Source organism: Mesorhizobium sp. L48C026A00 (genome assembly GCF_000502375.1).
Taxonomy (GTDB): domain Bacteria; phylum Pseudomonadota; class Alphaproteobacteria; order Rhizobiales; family Rhizobiaceae; genus Mesorhizobium; species Mesorhizobium muleiense.
In genome coordinates this window covers 1-19,165 of record NZ_AYWU01000060.1, presented here as the reverse complement: position 1 = coordinate 19,165, position 19,165 = coordinate 1, and the positions used below count along the sequence as shown (strand labels likewise).

Below are 19,165 nucleotides of genomic sequence, written 5' to 3'. Positions count from 1 at the left end.
CGGCAGCGCTCGCCGATGTCGGACTTGCGGATCGGGCGAATGATTGGCCCGCGGTCTTGTCGGGCGGCCAGAGCCAGCGCGTCGCCCTAGCGCGTGCCCTGGTGAGCCGGCCCGGTGTTCTTCTGCTCGATGAGCCGTTCGGGGCCCTTGACGCGCTGACGCGCATGGAGATGCACCGACTGCTCGAGCGTATCTGGCGCGAGCACGGTTTCACGACAGTTCTCATCACTCATGATGTCGGGGAAGCGGTGGCCCTTGCCGACAGGGTGATCGTCATCCGCGACGGGGCCATCGCGCTCGACATTCCTGTCGACCTTCCTCGCCCTCGACGCGAGGCTGCGGACACGTCGGCAGTCGCCCTGCAAGCGCGAATTCTCGAAGAGGTATAGGCGCGGCATGCCTTCGATCAGTGCAGCGCTTCGGCGAAACAANAAACGCGGTGAAGTCGACAGACCAGCCTTCGACGCGACGCTGAAGGCCTACGCCTCGGGTGATCCGGCCGACTTCGAGGCGATACCGCTCGGCGGCAAGCGCAAGCAGCTCAATCCGATCGGCTCCCTTGCCGTGAACCTGACGGGCTGCGTCGGTCCGCAGTTCGCGATCCCGCCGGCACCTGCGCTCGACAGCGTGGCGCGGGCCAGCGAGGCTGTCGAGCTCTACTGGCAGTCGATCCTGCGCGACGTTCCGCTGTCGGAGCTGACGGACGACACCAGCAACAAGGACGTGCTCGCCGCGGTCGATGAGTTGAGCAAGCTCGCCGCCTTCAACGGGCCGCGCACGAACGGAAGCATTACTCCACAGTCGCTGTTTCGTGGGACGGCGCTTTACGTCGACGCGGCTGATCCGTCGCGGCGAACCGGTCGCTATGTGACGCCGCCCGGCACACTTCAGGGTCCCTACATCTCGCAATTCCTGCTCAAGGACGCTCCTTACGGCAGCCAACTCATCTCCGCCCGCATTCGCACCGCCGCGGCCGGGAACGATTTCCTCACCGGCTACGACGAGTGGCTCGCCATCCAGAACGGCAATCCNCACTTCAGGGTCCCTACATCTCGCAATTCCTGCTCAAGGACGCTCCTTACGGCAGCCAACTCATCTCCGCCCGTATTCGCACCGCCGCGGCCGGGAACGATTTCCTCACCGGCTACGACGAGTGGCTCGCCATCCAGAACGGCAATCCGCCCGCCAAGCCGACCAGCTTCGACCCGACGCCGCGCTACATCGCAACCGGCCGCGATCTCGCGGAATACGTCCACAACAATCCGGCCGCCTTCTGGTCGGCAGCCCTGCTCCTTGGTGTAGCACCCGACAAGGCCAATCCGGACTATGGCGGTTTTGGAATCCCCTTCAGCAAATCCAATCCGTATGTGAAGTCGAAGACGCAGACCGGCGGTTACGGCACGTTCGGGCTGCCCTACGCGCAGAGCCTGCTGCCGATCACCGCCTCGCTGGCCATCCGCGTTGCGTACTGGCAGAAGTTCTATGTCCACCGCACCTTACGGCCGGAAGCGTATGGCGGGCTGATCCATCACCGGATCGCCAACAAGGTGGACGCCTACCCCGTTCACGGCGACATTCTGAATTCGGCTGCGTTGGCGCGAAGCGTCGGCAAGTTCGGCAGCCATCTCCTGTCGCACGTCTACCCCGAGGGCGCGCCGATCCACTCGAGCTATCCCGGCGGAGCCGCCCAGATCGCCGCGTCAAACGTGACGATCCTCAAGGCGTTCTTCGATGAGGACGCCGTGATTTCGAACCCGGTTCAGACTGATCCCAAGGATCCGACGAAACTCATCCCCTACCAGGGTGAGCCGCTCACTGTCGGAGGCGAGCTCAACAAGCTTGCATGGAACTACGGCGTCGGCCGCGACTGGGCCGGCATCCATTGGCGCTCGGATTTCTCGGCGTCGCTGGCGCTCGGCGAAGAGCTCGCGATCAGCATTCTCCGCAACGAGCGGCAAACATATCGCGAGCCGTTCGAGGGGTTCAGCTTCACCCGTTTCGACGGCACCAAGGTCGAGGTCTAGCGCATCAATGCCAGTACTCGCCCAAAATGCAGTTGCGACACAATTCGGCGCCCCGCCTCCTGTCAAAGAGAATCTGATGCCACACGATCCCATCATCGAGCCCGACGCGCTGCCATCAATTGGCGAGTTTCGTCTGCTCGACGTGCGTGAGCCTGCGTCCCTCGAGGCCGATCACCCGGCGATGGCCGTTCGCGTCCCAATCGAAGAATGGGAGGCCGCCGCGAAGTCGGGCGAGACCTCCTTTGAGAACGTCACCTACTGGGAGCAGGCGATCACCGATCTCGGCGTCGGCGGCCCACGGCCCGCTGTGATCTATGACGACGGACGCATGACGGAGGCCGCCCGCGTCTGGTTCATCCTGCAATATTTCGGCGCGGAGGCGCTGATCGTGAACGGCGGATGGCCTGCCATCCGCGGACAGAGGGAACCGCTTGCGCAGGCAAGTGGACTTTCAGGTCCGACGACATTCAAGGCTCGACCGGGAGTGGGATCGGTCGGGTTGGTTGACCGGCAGACGCTGAAGGCCGACCTGGACGGCGTCCAACTTCTCGACGCTCGAACAACGGATGAGTTCGCCGGCACGGACCTGCGGCGCAACGCTCGGGGCGGCCATCTGCCCGGCGCGCGCCTGCTTCCGCATGCGAGCCTGCTCGACGATGGCCGCCTGAAGCCAGCGGGCGCTCTACGCAATCTTCTGTCCGCAGCCGGGTTCCGGGCCGGCGATCACGTGGTCACCCATTGCGACGGTGGTGGCCGCGCCGCACTTGCGGCCGCCGCCGCGGTCCGGGCAGGATATGATGACGTCCGCGCCTACTATCTGAGCTTCGCCGACTGGGCGAAGGACGAGAGCTGCCCGGTCGTACTGAACCCGCAAACCCGGTGACCGCCATGACAAACCCCACCGTCGTCGGCTTCTCAGGCAATCTCACGCGGCCATCCAAGACGCGCGGTTTCGTCGAGCAGTTCGTCAGGGAGATTGCGCATCGGCACGGTCTTGCGGCGGTGACCTTCGATCTGGACGATGTCGGCTCCTCGCTTGGGACGGCACGCTGGTCGCGCGATCTCGACGAAGCAGGTCAAAGGGTGCTTGACGCGGTCGTCTCGGCCGAGGTGCTCGTCGTCGGCTCGCCAACATACAAGGGCAGCTACACCGGCCTGTTCAAGCATTTCTTCGACCTCGTCGATCCGGCTGCCTTGCGCGGCAAGCCGGTACTTCTGACCGCGACCGGCGGCGGTGAGCGCCATGCGCTGATGATCGAACATCAGCTCAGGCCTCTCTTTGCCTTCTTCGAGGCGCTCGTCTTGCCGACCGCCGTTTATGCGACGGACAAGGACTTTCTGGATGGTGCGCTTGCCTCTGAGGCCATTCGCAAGCGCGGCGAACAGGCGATCGACGATGCGAGCTCTCTCCTGATCTCCCGCCGACGCAGCGTCGAACGCGCTTCTTTAACCTGACGACTATTCGAAAAATCGATTCTTGGGACGTGCCAAACCAAGATTTTCGCGGAGCGTTGACCCCTCATATTCGCGTCGGAACAGCCCGCGCCGTTGAAGTTCCGGCACCACTCTGTCGACGACCTCGTCGAGCACGGCTGGCAGAAAAGGGAACATCACGTTGAACCCGTCCGACCCCTCCTCGACAAGCCACTCTTCCATCTCATCGGCTATCGTTTTTGCTGTGCCGACAAACGCCAGGCCGGAATAGCCTCCCAGACGTTGGGCAAGCTGCCTGACGGTCAGGTTCTCCAAGCGTGCAAGCTCGACTACGCGTTCGCGCCCGCTTTTGCTGGCATTGGTCTCCGGAATGTCTGGCAGCGGCCTTTCGGGATCGAAATTGGACGCATCGTGGCCTATCGCGATAGAAAGCGAGGCGATCCCGCTTTCGTAATAAACCAGGCTGTCGAGCGTGGCGCGCTTGGCACGGGCTTCCTCGACCGTGTCCCCGACGATCACAAAGGCGCCGGGCAACATCTTGATCTGATCACGAGCGCGTCCTGCTTGTTCCGCCCGGCTTTTCACGTCTGCATAAAAACGTTGACCGGCCGCCAGATTCGCATGTGCGGCGAAAACTACCTCGGCCGTCTCGGCGGCAAGCTGCCGCCCCGCCTCCGATGCACCCGCCTGGACGATCACCGGCCAGCCTTGAGGCGGCCGGGCGATGTTGAGCGGCCCGCGCACCGCGAGTTGCGGTCCCTTGTGATCAAGGACATGAAGTCGGGATGGATCAAAATAGAGCCCGCTTTGCTGATCGCGAACAAAGGCGTCATCCGCGAAACTGTCCCATAGGCCGGTCACCACGTCGTAGAACTCACGGGCGCGGCGATAGCGTTCGCCATGTTCGACGTGATCCTCCAGCCCGAAATTCAGTGCAGCATCCGGGTTGGACGTCGTCACGATATTCCAGCCGGCCCGTCCGCCGCTGATGTGGTCCAGCGACGCAAAGCGTCGGGCGACGTGGTAGGGCGCATCGAAGGTCGTCGAAGCCGTGGCTACCAGTCCAAGGTGGTCTGTCACTGCCGCTAACGCCGACAGCAACGTGAATGGCTCGAACGAGGTGACGGTGTGGCTCCGTTTCAGGGCTTCGATGGGCATATTGAGGACGGCCAGATGGTCCGCCATGAAGAACGCATCGAACTTGGCGGCTTCAAGCGTCTGCGCGAAACGCTTTAGGTGAGCGAAGTTGAAGTTCGCATCTGGGAAAGCGCCGGGGTAACGCCAGGCACCCGTATGAAGACTGACGGGGCGCATGAACGCGCCGAGCCGCAACTGCCGTTTCTGTATCATGGAAATGAGGTCCCGGATAAACGCTCAGGTCATAGGAATGTCGGCTGAGGCAAAATTTCCATTCACGCGTTTCCGGCCGCCTCGGCGATGGCCATATCCCTCGCGCGCAGGAAGACGCTCTCCATCCGCCAGTGCTCGTTGGTGTAGCGGGGATCGGACCCCCATTCATCCCAACCGTGATTGCGGCGGAATTCGCCCAGCAGGCTGGAGGCGAGAATGTCGTCTTTATCGACCACGGTGGGGCTTTCGCAGTCCGGAGCGACATAAATCGCATCCCCACGGCAATAGAGCTCGCACATGAAGCAGGTTTGGCAGTCCTCCTGCCGGGCGATGCGCGGCGTGTCGCCGGAAACCGCTTCGAGCACGTTGGTCGGGCAGACTTCGACGCAGGCGTTGCAGCCCGTGCAACGCTCGGCGATGACGAGTTCGATCATGATGCAAGTTCCAATGCGTGGCCGTAGTCCGACCTCGTCCAGACCCTGTCCAGGCCGCCGACAATAATGCGCCGGTTATAGCGGGGATCGGTCTCCGGCCGGTCCTCGCGCTGGTGCATGCCGCGGCTTTCGTCGCGCGCCAGCGCCGACGCGGCACACCAGCGCGCCGTGGCCAGCATCGCGGCGGTTTCTCGAGTTCTCAACAGACCGCCGCCAACACCCCCTGCGTGCGCATCAAACTCCGCCCAGGCACCTTCAAGTACCTCGGCGGAGTGCCGGAGCTTTTCCCCGCTGCGGAAGATGTTCTTGTCGTAAGCCAGCATCTCGCTCTGAATGGCGGACAGCGTCGCACCAAGGTCGACATCGCGCTGCACACTGGCAGGGCGCAGGCCCGCCTGCCCGATAGGCCTGCCCCCCACTCCGGCACGATTTTCGGCGGCATGGCGCGCCGCACCCTTCCCGGCCCATTGGCCGGACGAGACCGCCCAGGCAGAATTGATGTTGCCGCCGCCTGAAATCGCACCGGCAACCAGTTCACGCGTCGCCGCATCGCCCGCCGCGTAGAGGCCCGGAACCGAAGTCACGCAATCCTCGCCGACAATGCGCAGCCCGCCGATGCCGCGGATCGTCCCTTCCCCGTGCAAGGTCACTTCGAACCGGTCCTTGTATGGGTCGATGCCCCAGCGCCGGAACGGGAGCATGAAATTGGGCGAGATCGTCGGCACCTGCGCGCGGATATCCTCCGGCGTGCGGGCGAGATCGCAGAAGACGCGGCCCTTCAGCATTGCCCGTGCCAATGGCCGTGACGTCTCCGGCCCCGGCGGCATCGGAATGACTGCACCGTCCTCGTCGTAATAGGTGGCGAAGGCGTAGGACATCGAGCGTGTCATCGTCGAGCGCACCGGAGCGACAGTATAGTAGGTGGTGAACTCCATCCCAGAGAGTTCGGCGCCGGCTTCCGCCGCCATGAGATAGCCGTCACCCGTGTTGGTGTGCGAGCCAAGCAGGCGCGACAGGAACGAGGTGCCACCGGTGGCGATCACGACCGCGCCGGCATTGACCTGCCAATCGCCACCCGCCTGCCGCCGGATGCCGCGCGCGCCTGACACCGAGCCATCGGAACGCTGCAGCAGCTCCAGCGCCGGGCTGTGGTCGAGGACNACCCGCCTGCCGCCGGATGCCGCGCGCGCCTGACACCGAGCCATCGGAACGCTGCAGCAGCTCCAGCGCCGGGCTGTGGTCGAGGATGGTCACGCCGAGACTGTCGACCAGCTTGCGCAGGGCGCGCATGTACTCCGGGCCGCGCAGGGCGCGATATTGCTTCGCGCCGTTTTCATCTTTGGAGAAGTCGTAAAAACCTTCGAGCGTCGGTAGGCTTTCCCAGGTTAGCGCCAGGATGCGCGCCATCCACCCCGGCTCGTTCAGGCCTGCCCCTGTCTTTCTCCTGTTGCAAATAGCCGTCTCACGCAATTCGGAAGGGTGCGGCGGTATCCACCAATGGCCTGGCCCGGCAGTTGCGGTGACGCCGCTGGTGCCGCAATAGCCCTTGTCGGCGAGGATGACGGAGGCACCGGTGCGCCGCGCCGCCGAAGCAGCCCAGGTTCCGGCAAGCCCGCCGCCAATGATCAGCACGTCGGCGGTCAGTTCGAGGGTTTCGCCATGCGACCTGCTCATCGTCTGATATCCTCAGGCATTGCCATGAGTGCCATGGCGCACGCCCAGCCAGTCGAGAAGACTGCCGCGTATCCTGGCGAAGACCGGATCGGCGACATCGCGCGGACGCGGCAGATCGATGCGCTCCTCATGCGCGATGACTCCGTCCTTCATGACCAGAACCCGGTCGGCGAGAAGCACCGCCTCCTCGACGTCGTGCGTGACCAGCAGGATGGCGCAGCCATGCCGCTGCCAGAGCTCGCCGACCAAATCCTGCGCCTTGATGCGGGTCAGCGCATCGAGCGCGGCAAAGGGTTCGTCGAGCAGCAGCAGGTCGGGTTCGCGCACCAGCGCCCGCGCCAGCGAGGTGCGCTGCGCCTCTCCGCCGGACAGAACCTTCGGCCACACGTCGGCCCGGTGGCCGATGCCGACCTCTTCCAGTGCGGCGAGAGCACGCGTCTTGTTGGGACGTTCCGGCAGGCCGAGGACGACATTGCGCCACACCTTCTTCCACGGCATTAGCCGCGGCGCCTGGAAGGCGACGGCACGGCGCACCGGCACGTCGACCTCGCCGACGATCTCGCGGTCGAGATCGGCGAGAATGCGCAGCAGCGTGCTCTTGCCGCAGCCGCTGGCGCCGAGTAGTGCCACGAACTCGCCCGCCGCGATGTCGACATTGAGGTTCTTCAAAACCTCGCGCTCCCCGAAGCGGCGTGTGAGCCCGCGAACCCTGACTGCAGGCAGCGGGGCTTTCGAGTGTTTCGCGACAGGCGGAGGCGCGACCGCCTCGACCACGTTCAAGTTCCGCTGAAAGCTGGCCGCCATGCGAGAAACACCTTTTCTAGAGTTCGGACGGTGAAATCGACGCCAAGGCCGAGCAATGCATAGACGACGAGACACACGACGATGACGTCGGTCTGGAACATCTCCCGCGCATTGGCCATCAGATAGCCGATGCCGGCGGTGGCGTTGATCTGCTCGCCGAAGACCAGCGCCANCGTTGGCCATCAGATAGCCGATGCCGGCGGTGGCGTTGATCTGCTCGCCGAAGACCAGCGCCAGCCAGGCGATACCGAGCGAATAGCGCAGACCGACCAGCGCGCTCGGCAGCGCACCCGGCAACACCACGTGGCGGATCATCGCCGTGCGTGACAGGCCGAGCGTCCGGCCGGCTTCGATCAGCGTCGAATCGACGTTGCGGATGCCGGCATAGACGTTGAGATAGAGCGGAAAGGCGGTGCCGAGCGCGATCAGCGCAATCTTCGGCGCCTCGCCGATGCCGAACCAGATGATCAGCAAGGGGATCAGCGCGATATTGGGCACGGTGCGCAGCATCTGCATCGTGGCGTCGACCAGATCCTCGCCGAGCCGAAACAGTCCGGCGAGGACAGAGAGCGTCACGCCAATTGTGCCGCCAATCGCCAGGCCCGCCAAGGCGCGGCTGAGCGAGATGACCATCGCATCCTGAAGCTCGCCGGTCTCAATGAGCTTGGCGGCGCTGCCGATCACCGTGGACGGGCCGGCAAGCACCTCGCCCGGCAGCACGCCGGTTTGCGACGCGACATGCCAAAGCAGGACCAGAAGCACGGGGCCTGACAGACGCCGCAACCAGCGCGGCATTCCCTGCCCGGCGGCCGAGGCCGGCTCGATGCGCTGCCGCGCCAGCGAACCCTGCGACTTGGGCGCATGGTCCGCGGGCTGCCTTTCGATGGCGCCCGGCGTGATGGTGATCGTGGCGATCGAACTCATCGGCTTGTTCCCTTTCGAAACCGGCGTCAGTTCGTGGGCAGCCCGCGATAGNGGTGATCGTGGCGATCGAACTCATCGGCTTGTTCCCTTTCGAAACCGGCGTCAGTTCGTGGGCAGCCCGCGATAGACGTAGTCGGCAAGCTTGAGGTCGCCGCTCAGCACACCGGCTTCCTTCCAGGTCTCGAAAACGTTCTGGAGTGAAGCGACGAAAGCGTCGTCGATCGGCGTGCGCTCGAAAGCAGCCTCGTCCGGATAAAGGCTCTCGACCGTCGCCTTGTCCTGTTTCGTGAAGGCCGCGTAATAGTCGAGATAAGCCTCCTTGTTCTCCTTCGACCATTTGTAGGCACGGTCGGTGCGGGCCGAGAAATCGGCAATCGCAGCCACCTTTGCCGGATCCGACAGCGCCTTGTCCGTGGCGCTAAGCACGCCATTGCCGGTATTGATGCCGGGGCCATCGATCAGCACGGTGGCCTTTAGCGTTCCGATCGAACGTGCCTTGTAGATACCCCAGGTTGCCCATGCGTCGATGCTGCCGGCCTGGAAGGCGGCGCTGGCATCGGATGGGTTGAGGAAGGCAAGCTTCACATCGTCCTGGGCAAGGCCGGCTTTCTTCAGCACGCCGAGCACGAGGTAGTGCGCGACGCTGCCGCGCGTCGTCGGCGAAATGGTCTTGCCCTTGAGGTCCTGGATGGTCTTGATCGGGCTATTGGCGGGGATTATCAGCGAACTGCCGAGACCGCCGTTCGACCAACTGGCGACGATCTTGATCTTGGAACCGCCGGCAATGGCGCTGACCGTCGGCGCATCCGCCGCCGACCCGATGTCGACGGCATCCGCCTTCAGCGCCTCATGCAGATTGACGGCGGCTGCAAAGACCGACCACTCAATCTGATAGGGGACGTCGTCGAGCAAGCCGGCCGCTTCGAATTTCGCCCTGGTGGCGCCGGTCTGGTCGCCGACGCGCAGAACGACCTTGCTGAGATCTTCGGCGGCGAGAGCTGGCAGCGCTGTGAGGCCGGCAATTGCGGCCAGCCCGCCTAAGAGGAGATTGAACATGCGGCGGGAGACGATGGTCATGGCAGGGTTCGCTTTCAGTTTGTGGGAGGGACTTGTTCGGGAATGAGTAAGTTCACTCGGCCGCCACGGCGACGGTGTTCCTGGCGTATCGGTTGGGTGGAACGGGAATGCCGAGATTGCCGCGGAAGGTCTCGCTTTCGTATCCGGTGCGGTAGATGCCGCGCTTTTGCAGGATCGGAACGACGGTCTCGGCGAAGACTTCGAGAGTTCCCTGGGCAGCGACACGTTGACCACGAAGCCGTCGGAGCCGCGTTGCTCCAGCCAGCGCTGGAACGCGTCGGCGACCTGTTCCGGCGACGAAGAGGAAATCGAACTTCGCCGCCTCGGCGAGTTGCGCCTGCTTCTTGTAGTATTCAAAGCTCGTGCTCGCAGTCGCGTCGGCATCCGGATGGCGCCAGTCGCCCCTTCCAATGCCGACGCCGTGGAGCATGAAGCCGAGTTTCAGCTTGACGTTTTTGGGACATGACGGACTCCCTGGCTGTGAACCGGAGACGACGGTCGTTCGTCTCAAGGATGTCCGTCAGAGTAATTTCTACTAATTTAGTAGACTAGGCACAGCGTGCTGAACTTTCCCCCGATTGGAGAGTCGAATTCTCCTTTTCGGCCCATGCCGGGCATGTTGTCTGGGGGTGTGGAAATCGGCTGCCAAGCTTATCGCGATACTTTACGGACGTCGAAGACCTCCATGAGCGTGACCGAACGAAAATCCGATACGAGGACCGTGACGCGAACGATCCAGAAGCCATCCAGCGGCAGCACGAAGCCATCCGCATGATAGATTCCATCGCCGGCCCGGCGCGCTTCCCGCGTGAACGGGCCGATGCCGTAGGACGGCTTGTCGAGATCGACGCTGACGCTGATCGGCTCAAACGGCTTTCCATTGAGAAGCAAATTGCCGACCTCTACCCTGACCGAGCCGACGATCGGCGGATGGATCGACAGCGCAGCACTGACACTCTCCTTCCGCGCACGGACTTCCTGTACTGCGAACAAAGCAGGGTTTGCCGCAATCGCGCGCGGAGGCGGCGTGAATCGCCATAGACCGAGCACGGCGATGACGGCGGTCGCAAGGACGATTTCAGCACCAACGCTGCGCCTCAAACGCCGCGTCGCGCTTGCGTCGCCAGCGGCTGCGGGAGCGGTCAGATAGAAGCGGTTGAGCGCCGCTAGCAGTAGCAGCGCGACGACCAATGCGAGCTTGGCCAAGAGCACACGGCCATAGTCGGTGTCCCAGAGCGCCGGAACGCTTTGCACCTGCACGATCGCCAGCAGCAGTCCGGACAGCGCCAGCACCGCCACGATCGCCGGAATGACGCGGGAGAACAGCCGCAGCACGATCGGCAACGCTGCGCCGCCGCGGACAAGCACCGCTCCGAGCGGAATCAGGGCACCGATCCATAGCACGACCGTTATGGCATGGAGAAACACTGCCGGCACCGTGAGATATCGCGACGGCGCGGTCGAGGCGTGGCCGGCAGAAGCGACCGCCACACCGACCAGAAGCGTCGCTGCGGCGGCGAGCGAGAGTCCAAGACGGGACCGGGAGCCGGCCTGCCCGGCCGCGTAGGCGATGCAGATCGCCGTCGCTGCCAGCAGCGTCGAACGGCCATAACTCGTCGCCCACAATCCGGCCTCCCAGACATCGGCCGTCGCCACATCGGAAAACGGCGCGCCCAGCGCATCGAGCCCCTGGAAGCCGACCAGCAACGGCGCAGCAATCAGGCCCGCGAACAGCGCGCTCGTCACGATGCGGGCTCCCGGCGCCGGATTGGAACGGCCAATCAAGGCGTTGAATGCCACGCCGCCGACACCGACGATAAGGCCGACGAGCAGCACGAAGCGCGCCGACCAGAGCCCGATGCCGACTATCAGGCCGGATTGCTCAACCGTCGCTGGCGCAGCCGCGCTCGGCGCGCCGACCGAAAATACCAGGCCGCCGCCGATCGGATGGCCGTCGGACGAGGCGACTCGCCAGGAAAGGACATGCGTGCCGTTTTCCAGGCCGGACGGCAAGGTCAGCACGATCACCGAACCTTTTTCACCGATCTCCTTGAGGATTTCGGTGCGCCCGCCCGGATGGATCAACCGCGCCACCAGCGGCCGGGCCGGTTCGGAGAACCGCAAGGTGACGGTTCGCGGCGCGGCTGCCACGATCGCCCCATCGGCCGGCTCGGCGGCGATCAGCGTCGCGTGGGCAAAAGCCGATCCCGTGCAAAAGCCCGACATGAAAACGGCGGTGAAGATCGCCGCCGCCAGCCGCAACAGCAAGACACGAAGCCGGATCACGACCCGGCGCGTATCTTTATCGACGGCGCCGGGAATTTGAGATCGTCGGATGAGGCGCCGGCCGGCGGGATCTCGATCCAGCGCTCCACGCCAGACTCGCATTCCTGGACGATCGGAACAAAGATCGCCGCCACCGCGATGTCTTCCGCCACCTTCGCGCGGAAGACGAACTCTTCATAATGGGCGTCTTCGAGTTTTCCGCCCGACCAGGCGATCTCCTTGATGACGGTGTCGTCATGCCCGCCATGAGCGTCGTGCCCGGCTTCGCCGGAGCCGTCGCCCTGGGCTTCGACCCTTGTGATGTCGAGCGTCCAGCCGGGCTTTGGTCGCGGCTTGGCCTCCGTCAATTCCTCCGGCAGCGCGATCCTGACCGCCGTGGTCGGAGAACCAGCGCAGCCATGCGGCACCCGAAGTACGAACTTGACCGTAGTGCCCGCCTTCACCTCCTTGTTCTCGAAAGTGATATGGGCATGGGCGGGAAGCGATACCGCAAACGCCGCCACAGCGAGGGTAGCGCGCAGGCCGTAGTTGAGGATTTTCATTTGAAGGATTCCGATCGGTTTACCACGTAGCGGCAAGGCCGAGATGGCCGAGCGCCTCGCGCCTAAGCTCTGCCAGGCGCGGATCGCCGCGGTGGCGTGGATAAGGAAGATCGACCTCGATGTCGGCGACGATGCGCGCCGGCCGCGGGCCGAAGATCAGCACGCGTTGCGTCAGGAACAGCGCTTCCTCGACATCGTGGGTGACGAGGACGGCGGTCAGTCCCGCGCGCTGCCACAGGCCGACGAGTTCGGTCTGCATGGTCAGCCGCGTCAGCGAGTCGAGCTTGCCGAGCGGCTCGTCGAGCAGCAGCAGGCGCGGCTCGTTCACCAGCGCGCGGGCCAGCGCCACGCGCTGCGCCATGCCGCCTGAGAGCTGATGCGGATAGGCCTTGTCGAAACCGTCGAGCCCGACAAGCTGGATTGCGTCGTCGACGCGCTGGCGCGCCTTTTTCAGGATTCCCCTGGCTTCGAGACCAAGCGCCACATTGTCCCATACCGTTCGCCATGGAAACAGCGTCGGGTCCTGGAAGACCATGATGCGCGAGGGATCGGGCTCGCCGACATTTTCACCATCGACCTTCAAGTCGCCTTTGGTCGGATGATCAAGACCGGCGAGCAGTCGAAGCAGCGTCGACTTCCCGCATCCCGAGGGTCCGAGCAGTGCCACGAACGATCCCGGCTCGACAGAGAAATCGATGCCGTCGAGCACCGGAAGCGGCTCACCCTCGAGTTCGAATTGATGGAAGACGTGTCTGATGTCGATCTTCTGGCCGGCAGCGGTGGATGCCGCTGCCGGGTTCGTTGCAAGAGCTACCATCTGACGAGACCCTTCTGCCAGGACAGCGTCCAGTCGCGCACCCTGAAGAGGATGGTGATCAGGCTCGAGCACATCAGCGCCATGACGAGAAGTGCAGCATACATATTGGCATAGGCCGCCCATCCTTGCGCCCATTGCAGATACCAGCCGAGGCCGGCCTTGACGCCGAGCATTTCGGCGACGACGAGCACCGCGAAGGAGGTGCCGAGACCCATGAAAAGCCCGACGAAAACATGCGGCAATGCCGCCGGTATCGCCACCTTCAGGATCAGGAAGGATGGCTTTGCGCCAAGCGTGCGGGCGATGTCGTAATAGTCCCGGTTGACGCTGGCGATGCCCGACCAGGTGAGAATGGTCACCGGGAAGGCGGTCGCAAGAGCAATCAGGAATACGCTTGCCGATCCGCTGGTCGGGAAAATGAAGAAGGCGAGCGGCAGCCAGGCCGTGGCAGGCAGCGGCCCGACCAGGCGCAGCAGCGGATGTACCCAATAGCTGGCCGCCCGCGACCAGCCGATGGTGACCCCGGTGATGAAGCCGGAGAGTGCGCCGAAAAAGTACCCCTTGGCGAGCAATGCAACGGAATACCAGACGCTGAGACCAAGCCGGCTCCAATCGTCGAAGAACACTTCCAGGATGCTCTGCGGCGAGGAGAAGAACGGCACGGGCAACCAGCCGGTCTTCGCCGTCACCACCTCCCAGATCGCGACGACGAGCGCGGCGGCAATCGCCCAGGGCCCATAATAGCGGATGGTGGAGGCGANTCACCACCTCCCAGATCGCGACGACGAGCGCGGCGGCAATCGCCCAGGGCCCATAATAGCGGATGGTGGAGGCGACAGCTCCGAAGAGCCGCCCCGTTGCGGCGAAAACGATCAACCCGAGCGCGATCACCAGCGAGATGACCGCCAGTTCCCGGCCATATGGCTGCGGGATGATCTCCGGCCACAGCTCGACCAGCGCGGCGACGCCGATCCAACCGGCTGCGGCGACGAGCCCAAGTATCCAGATTCCTGCCCCGGTCGGCGCCGAAGCGCCTTCCAGGGCAGAGGTTTCAGCGTGCCGGGAAATCGCCGGNTATCCAGATTCCTGCCCCGGTCGGCGCCGAAGCGCCTTCCAGGGCAGAGGTTTCAGCGTGCCGGGAAATCGCCGGGTCGATTGAAGTCATCGTCCAGCCCCTTATGCCGTCAGCACGTCGGCATAGACGCGCTCAGCGAATTCCTGCGGATCGGTCGAGTTCTTGAAGACCTGCACGTCGCGCAGTTCCTGCGCATAGAGCGCGATCTCCTGCTTGAGGTCGGCCCCTGTCGGGTTGTGGCCGTGCGTCTGGTCGAGCAGCACGCCCACCAATTGCTCGATGGTCTTGTCCTTCGGCGCGTTGGGCAAGAACGCCTTGGCGGCGATCTCCGGCTTGGCGACGGTCAGATCCTGCGCTTCCAGCAGCGCGCGGGTCAGCGCCGATGCGGTCGGCAGGTCGTCGCGGACAAGGCTGCCCGTCAGGCCGACGATGCAGCAGACGCGGTTCTCGAAGCCGTGATCGAGATTGGACGCGATCTGAAGGTATTTGGGATCCTGCAGCCAGAAATAGGCCTTGGGGTCACCATCGGCGATGGCGTGGATTTCACCCTTCTCGGCGGCAAGCTGCAGCAGCTCGCCCGGATATTGACGCCATTCGACGTCGGCGACCGGATCGAGGCCTTCCTTGTGGAGCAGGATCGAGAAGAAGTTCTTGCCGGGACTGGCGAGATCGGAAATGCCGATCGTCTTTCCCTTGAGCTGCTTGAGGTCCGTGATGCCGGCCGATTTCAGCGCCACGAGACGCGAGCAGCCGCCATGGGTGCCGGCCGTGATCTTGACATCAAAGCCCTGTTCCAGCGCCTTCAGCCAGCGCAGCGCCATGCCGACGCCGCCATCTGCCTTGCCGGTTGCGATGGCTTCGAGCAGCGCTTCGGTCGAGGCGCCGAAATTGATCAGTTCGACCTCCAGCCCGTATTTCTTGAAGATGCCCTGCTCCTGCGCGACGAACACCGGCGCGAGGCAGATCGCCGAGGCGTTGGTCGCGAACTTTATCTTCTTCAGCTCGCCGGCCGGTGCGACGGCCTGCGCCCAGAGGCTGCTTGCGGACACCGCGCCAAGCGGCAGGGCAAGCCCGAGCGCTCCCGCCGTCTTGAGGAACGAGCGGCGGTCAAGCCCGCCGATAAGGGAACTGCTGCCTGCCGGTGCAAAAGTCTTCCGGATCATGTTCGATTCTCCTTGAGGATGCCGCGCTGGGTTAACGGGGGCCGCCAACCTTGCGCCCGGGAACTATTCGGCCGCCTGGACATGCGGCGCGGCGCGGTCCCGCGCCGCGACGAGCGTCCGCACGCGCGGGATGAGATCGCGGCCATAGCGGAAAGCGTCTTCGAGCGGATCGAAGCCGCGGATCAGGAAGGTGGTGACGCCGAGGCCGTAGTAGTCGAGCATGGCGTCGGCGACCTGGTCGGGCGTGCCGACCAGCGAGGTCGAATTGCCGGCCGCGCCGGTCAGAGCAGCGATTTCCGTCCAAAGCCGCTTATCGAGCCGCGCGCCTTGCGCGGCTGCTGCCAGCAGCCTGCGCGAGCCTTCGTTCGGTGGCTGGCCAGAACCGCTTTTCGCGTTGACGCTTATCAGGCGCTCGCCAGACGCGCGCAGGGCCTTGGCCCGCTGTAGGATGCGGTCGGCCTTCGCCCACGCTTCCTCCTCGGTCTCGGCAAGGATCGGACGCAGCGACAGGCTGAAGCGTGGCGAGCGGCCATGGGAAGCCGCCGCAGCGCGGATGCGCTGGATCGTCTGCGACACCTGCGCGTAGGTCTCGCCCCACAACGCGTAGATGTCGGCATGCTTGCCGGCGACCGCGATCGCCGCGTCGGACGAGCCGCCGAAATAGATTGGAATGCCGTCCAGACCCTGCGGCTTGACCTCCGAGAAGCCGCCGGTGACACGGTAGTATTTACCGTCATAGTCGAACGGTTTTTCGCTGGTCCATTCCTGCCGCACGATGTCGAGATATTCGCTGGTGCGGGCGTAGCGTTCGTCCTTGGTCAGGTGGTCGCCGTCCTGCGCCAGTTCCTGATCGTTGCCGCCGGTGATGATGTGGACAGAGACCCGGCCGTCGCTCAGGTGGTTGAGCGTCGCCAGTTGGCGCGCGGCCAGAGTCGGTGCGGTAAATCCCGGCCGATGGGCGATCATCAGCTTCAGATTTCGCGTGATGCTGGTCACATACTGTCCGACCAGAATGCTTTCCGGCGACGTCGAATGGAAAGCGAGAAGCACCCGGTCGAAGCCGCCATTTTCATGAATGGCGGCAGCCGCCGCGATATGATTGCGGTCAACGATCGGGCCGGAGCGCGCGATCGTCTCCGAGGCGTTGAAATTTCCGATATAACCGATGAATTCGACTGGCATGAAAACCTCCGTCAATTGTTTGTCAAATGCCCAGGGCGAGACGGCCCGCACCGAGACGGACCGTGTCTTCCTGGGGGCTGTGAATGCGGCCGCACAGCACATCGCGATGATGGCGCTCGAGCGGGTTGTGGCGTGAGATGCCATGATTGCCGGTGAGCTTCAGCGCTTTTTCCACGGCCGCGATCGCGTTTTCCGTGGTGACGACCTTGATCAAGCCGGCTTCAGACAAGCTGAAAGGGCGGCCCTCGTCGACATCGCGCGCCGCCGACGAAATCAGCCGGCGGTTCACAGCGATCAATTCCTCGATCTCACCGACCGCCTGCTGGATGCGAGGAACGGTCGCCAGCGGCTGGCCAAGATTGGTCGGCACGCGCTCCTTGAGAAAACGCACCAGCCAGTCGCGCGCGGCCTCCGCGACGCCGGTGTAGAGCGCGCCAGGCAGCGTACCGAACCAAGCCGCCTGTCCCTCGCCGCGCGTGTCCCACTCGGACGGAAGTCGGATATCGGCGGCGTGATCGAGCGGAACGCGCACATTTTCCAGGACGGCGTCGTGGCTTCCGGTGGCGCGCATACCGAGCGGATTCCAGGTCTTCTCGATCCGTAGACCAGGAGCATTGGCGGGAACCAAAAAGCCGCCGACGCGCGGCTCGGCTTCGTCCGTACGCGCCCAGATAATCGCCCAACTCAGGCCTTCCGCGCCGGTCGAATAGATTTTTCGACCGCTAATCGACCAGCCGTCGGCCGTACGACGCGCAGTGGTGACGGGCAGCCCTCCCCGCACAGGGGTACCGAGCTCAGGCTCGACGCGGAACGCGTTGATCAGGGCGCCGTTTTCGACAGCGTCACTCACCACCTTGCGCACGAGATGCTCCGGCCAGCGGCTCTTGGGCAGCGTTGCAAGATTGATGTACTGCATGACCAGGATGAGCGCGGTCGACGGCTCGCCACGCGCGATTTCGCGGATCACTTCGGATGCTTCGGCGAGGCCGGCACCCGCGCCGCCGAGTTCAACCGGCGCCGTCAGGGCGATAAGGCCGGCATCATGCAACCGGAATATGTTTTCGTGCGGGAATGCCGCATCTTCGTCATAATCGCCGGCTGTTTCGGCAAAGACGCCTGCCAGTTCAGCGGCAATCTCCACAGCGCTGGGAGTAGCCGTGCTCGACTTTGGACGAAGCGGCGTGACCGTCATTTTGGCATGCCCGCTGTGAAAGAAGAGGGTCTCATTCGGCAGCCATCGCCGTATGATTCGAAATCGAGGAAAAGAAAGCCCCAAGCTCCGCAACGGCCTGTTCGGCACGGCGGCGGATGGGCTCGGAGACGAGGCGATAGTCGGCGAAATCGCGGTCGGCGGCATAGACAGCACTCGGCAGCGTATGTGCCATGAAGAAGCCGAAGAGCGGGCGCAGCTGATGCTCGACGATCAGCGCATGGCGATCGCCGCCGCCCGTCGCGGTCAGGATGACCGGCTTGCCTTGCAGGGCGAGTGGGTCGACCAGATCGAAGAAATGCTTGAACAGACCGGTGTAGCTACCCTTATAAGTCGGCGATCCGACCACAAGCACATCAGCCGAAACGATGTTCTGCACTGCCTGTCGTGCAACTCCATCGAGGTCATTGGAATGACGAGCATTACCCAGAGAAGGACCGATATCGGTCAGGTCGTGGAGCTGCGTGCGAAAGCCGTATTGCTCGGCTGCAAGGCCGGCAACCGTCTCCACCAGCGCATAAGTTTTGGAGGGGCGACTGAAATTTCCGACCAGGCCGACCAATGTTGCACCAGACATGCAAGTTCCCTTCACCGTTGAAATTCCAGCACTTTTTCAAGATCGTGGCGTGTTACGCCAATTCAAATCAGGCGTTCGATGTCTCAATGTCTACTATATTTATAGAATTTGAAGACAAGGAGTCCGGGACGTTCCGAATGTTCGCGGTCCGTTAGAAAATCATGCTTGGTACGGAGCCGTTCATGGAACCGCGGGCATCCGCTTTCCGACGCACTGCGTGCCGGACCGGAGCAGTGTTCGCCGTGCCTTGGCTTGCCGATTTCGGTTGCCTGCCGATCAAGGTTCGGCAAAACGCCGCGATCTGTCCGCTCGAATTAGACAATTCGTTGCGCGGAGAAATCTTCCGCGCAATTTTTTATCTCGCGCCGGGACATTGCAACTTTATCCTGAGTGGAACGCGATGGGCTCGCCATCGCCTGTACCGCTTCGGCGGCCAATCCTCACCGACGGAGAAGAACCGATGGCACAAGCGCAATCGCTCAACCAGACGCTCGCTAAATTCCAGGCCAAACGGGCGCTGACGATGCCCGCCGACAGACTGAAGATCAATGTCGACCAGCGGCGCCTGCTCGTCGAAACCGCTGACCGCTCG

General features: G+C 63.7%; 16 protein-coding genes and 3 pseudogenes. 3 read left to right on the top strand and 16 right to left on the bottom strand.

Annotation, left to right across the window (positions count from 1 at the left end; genetic code table 11):
- The 3 genes from X738_RS79595 to msuE (X738_RS79580) all read left to right on the top strand — a co-directional run.
- Nucleotides 1-389, top strand: a 389-nt coding sequence (locus X738_RS79595; protein ID WP_023804061.1) for an ATP-binding cassette domain-containing protein, incomplete at its 5' end; no start/stop codon positions are given.
- Between the two features lie 1,711 nt (nt 390-2,100).
- A complete protein-coding gene (locus X738_RS79585) occupies nt 2,101-2,907 on the top strand; it encodes a sulfurtransferase (protein WP_023804058.1) in 807 nt (268 codons plus the stop codon).
- 5 nt (nt 2,908-2,912) lie between these two features.
- Nucleotides 2,913-3,479 carry an FMN reductase gene (gene msuE, locus X738_RS79580; protein ID WP_031257105.1) on the top strand — a complete coding sequence of 189 codons (567 nt, stop codon included), beginning with the start codon at nt 2,913-2,915 and terminating at the stop codon, nt 3,477-3,479.
- 3 nt (nt 3,480-3,482) lie between these two features.
- Here the strand turns inward: msuE (X738_RS79580) and X738_RS79575 are convergent, their stop codons facing one another.
- The 16 genes and pseudogenes from X738_RS79575 to msuE (X738_RS79510) all read right to left on the bottom strand — a co-directional run bounded on the left by X738_RS79575 (nt 3,483) and on the right by msuE (X738_RS79510) (nt 18,573).
- Nucleotides 3,483-4,808, bottom strand: a complete 1,326-nt coding sequence (locus X738_RS79575; RefSeq protein ID WP_023804056.1) for an LLM class flavin-dependent oxidoreductase — start codon at nt 4,806-4,808, stop codon at nt 3,483-3,485.
- A gap of 62 nt (nt 4,809-4,870) precedes the next feature.
- Nucleotides 4,871-5,242, bottom strand: a complete 372-nt coding sequence (locus X738_RS79570) for a 4Fe-4S dicluster domain-containing protein (RefSeq protein ID WP_023804055.1) — start codon at nt 5,240-5,242, stop codon at nt 4,871-4,873.
- Nucleotides 5,239-6,447: an FAD-binding protein gene (locus X738_RS88610; RefSeq protein WP_023804054.1), complete on the bottom strand. Its 1,209-nt coding sequence runs from the start codon at nt 6,445-6,447 to the stop codon at nt 5,239-5,241. Before X738_RS88610 ends, X738_RS79570 begins: the two co-directional genes overlap by 4 nt.
- A 181-nt stretch (nt 6,448-6,628) precedes the next feature.
- A pseudogene (locus X738_RS88605) lies at nt 6,629-6,916 on the bottom strand (FAD-dependent oxidoreductase); the annotation flags it as partial.
- Nucleotides 6,917-6,928: 12 nt separating this feature from the next.
- Entirely contained in the window at nt 6,929-7,720 is a 792-nt protein-coding gene (locus X738_RS89495) for an ABC transporter ATP-binding protein (RefSeq protein ID WP_373420507.1), read from the bottom strand.
- A 231-nt stretch (nt 7,721-7,951) separates the two neighbouring features.
- A pseudogene (locus tag X738_RS89490) lies at nt 7,952-8,353 on the bottom strand (ABC transporter permease subunit); the annotation flags it as partial.
- Nucleotides 8,354-8,746: 393 nt separating this feature from the next.
- The gene (locus tag X738_RS79555) at nt 8,747-9,721 is read right to left on the bottom strand and encodes an ABC transporter substrate-binding protein (RefSeq protein WP_023804050.1); all 975 of its coding nucleotides are present in this window, start codon (nt 9,719-9,721) and stop codon (nt 8,747-8,749) included.
- Nucleotides 9,722-9,773: 52 nt separating this feature from the next.
- Nucleotides 9,774-10,151 (bottom strand): hypothetical protein, encoded by a 378-nt coding sequence (locus X738_RS86545; RefSeq protein ID WP_023804049.1) that lies wholly within the window; start codon nt 10,149-10,151, stop codon nt 9,774-9,776.
- Nucleotides 10,152-10,372: 221 nt separating this feature from the next.
- Nucleotides 10,373-12,007: a copper resistance CopC/CopD family protein gene (locus X738_RS79545; RefSeq protein WP_023804048.1), complete on the bottom strand. Its 1,635-nt coding sequence runs from the start codon at nt 12,005-12,007 to the stop codon at nt 10,373-10,375.
- Complete coding sequence (locus X738_RS79540; RefSeq protein ID WP_023804047.1) at nt 12,004-12,549, bottom strand: YcnI family copper-binding membrane protein; 546 nt, start codon at nt 12,547-12,549, stop codon at nt 12,004-12,006. Before X738_RS79540 ends, X738_RS79545 begins: the two co-directional genes overlap by 4 nt.
- Before the next feature lie 19 nt (nt 12,550-12,568).
- The gene (locus X738_RS79535) at nt 12,569-13,366 is read right to left on the bottom strand and encodes an ABC transporter ATP-binding protein (RefSeq protein WP_023804046.1); all 798 of its coding nucleotides are present in this window, start codon (nt 13,364-13,366) and stop codon (nt 12,569-12,571) included.
- Nucleotides 13,360-14,434, bottom strand: a pseudogene (locus X738_RS88925) (ABC transporter permease). Before X738_RS88925 ends, X738_RS79535 begins: the two are co-directional and overlap by 7 nt.
- Before the next feature lie 108 nt (nt 14,435-14,542).
- On the bottom strand, nt 14,543-15,604 hold the full coding sequence (locus X738_RS79525) for an ABC transporter substrate-binding protein (RefSeq protein WP_023804043.1): 1,062 nt from the start codon (nt 15,602-15,604) through the stop codon (nt 14,543-14,545).
- Between the two features lie 63 nt (nt 15,605-15,667).
- A complete protein-coding gene (locus X738_RS79520; RefSeq protein ID WP_031257100.1) occupies nt 15,668-16,786 on the bottom strand; it encodes an LLM class flavin-dependent oxidoreductase in 1,119 nt (372 codons plus the stop codon).
- Nucleotides 16,787-16,808: 22 nt separating this feature from the next.
- Entirely contained in the window at nt 16,809-17,978 is a 1,170-nt protein-coding gene (locus X738_RS79515) for an acyl-CoA dehydrogenase family protein (protein ID WP_031257099.1), read from the bottom strand.
- Between the two features lie 31 nt (nt 17,979-18,009).
- The gene (gene msuE, locus X738_RS79510) at nt 18,010-18,573 is read right to left on the bottom strand and encodes an FMN reductase (RefSeq protein ID WP_031257098.1); all 564 of its coding nucleotides are present in this window, start codon (nt 18,571-18,573) and stop codon (nt 18,010-18,012) included.
- Between the last annotated feature and the right edge of the window lie 592 nt (nt 18,574-19,165).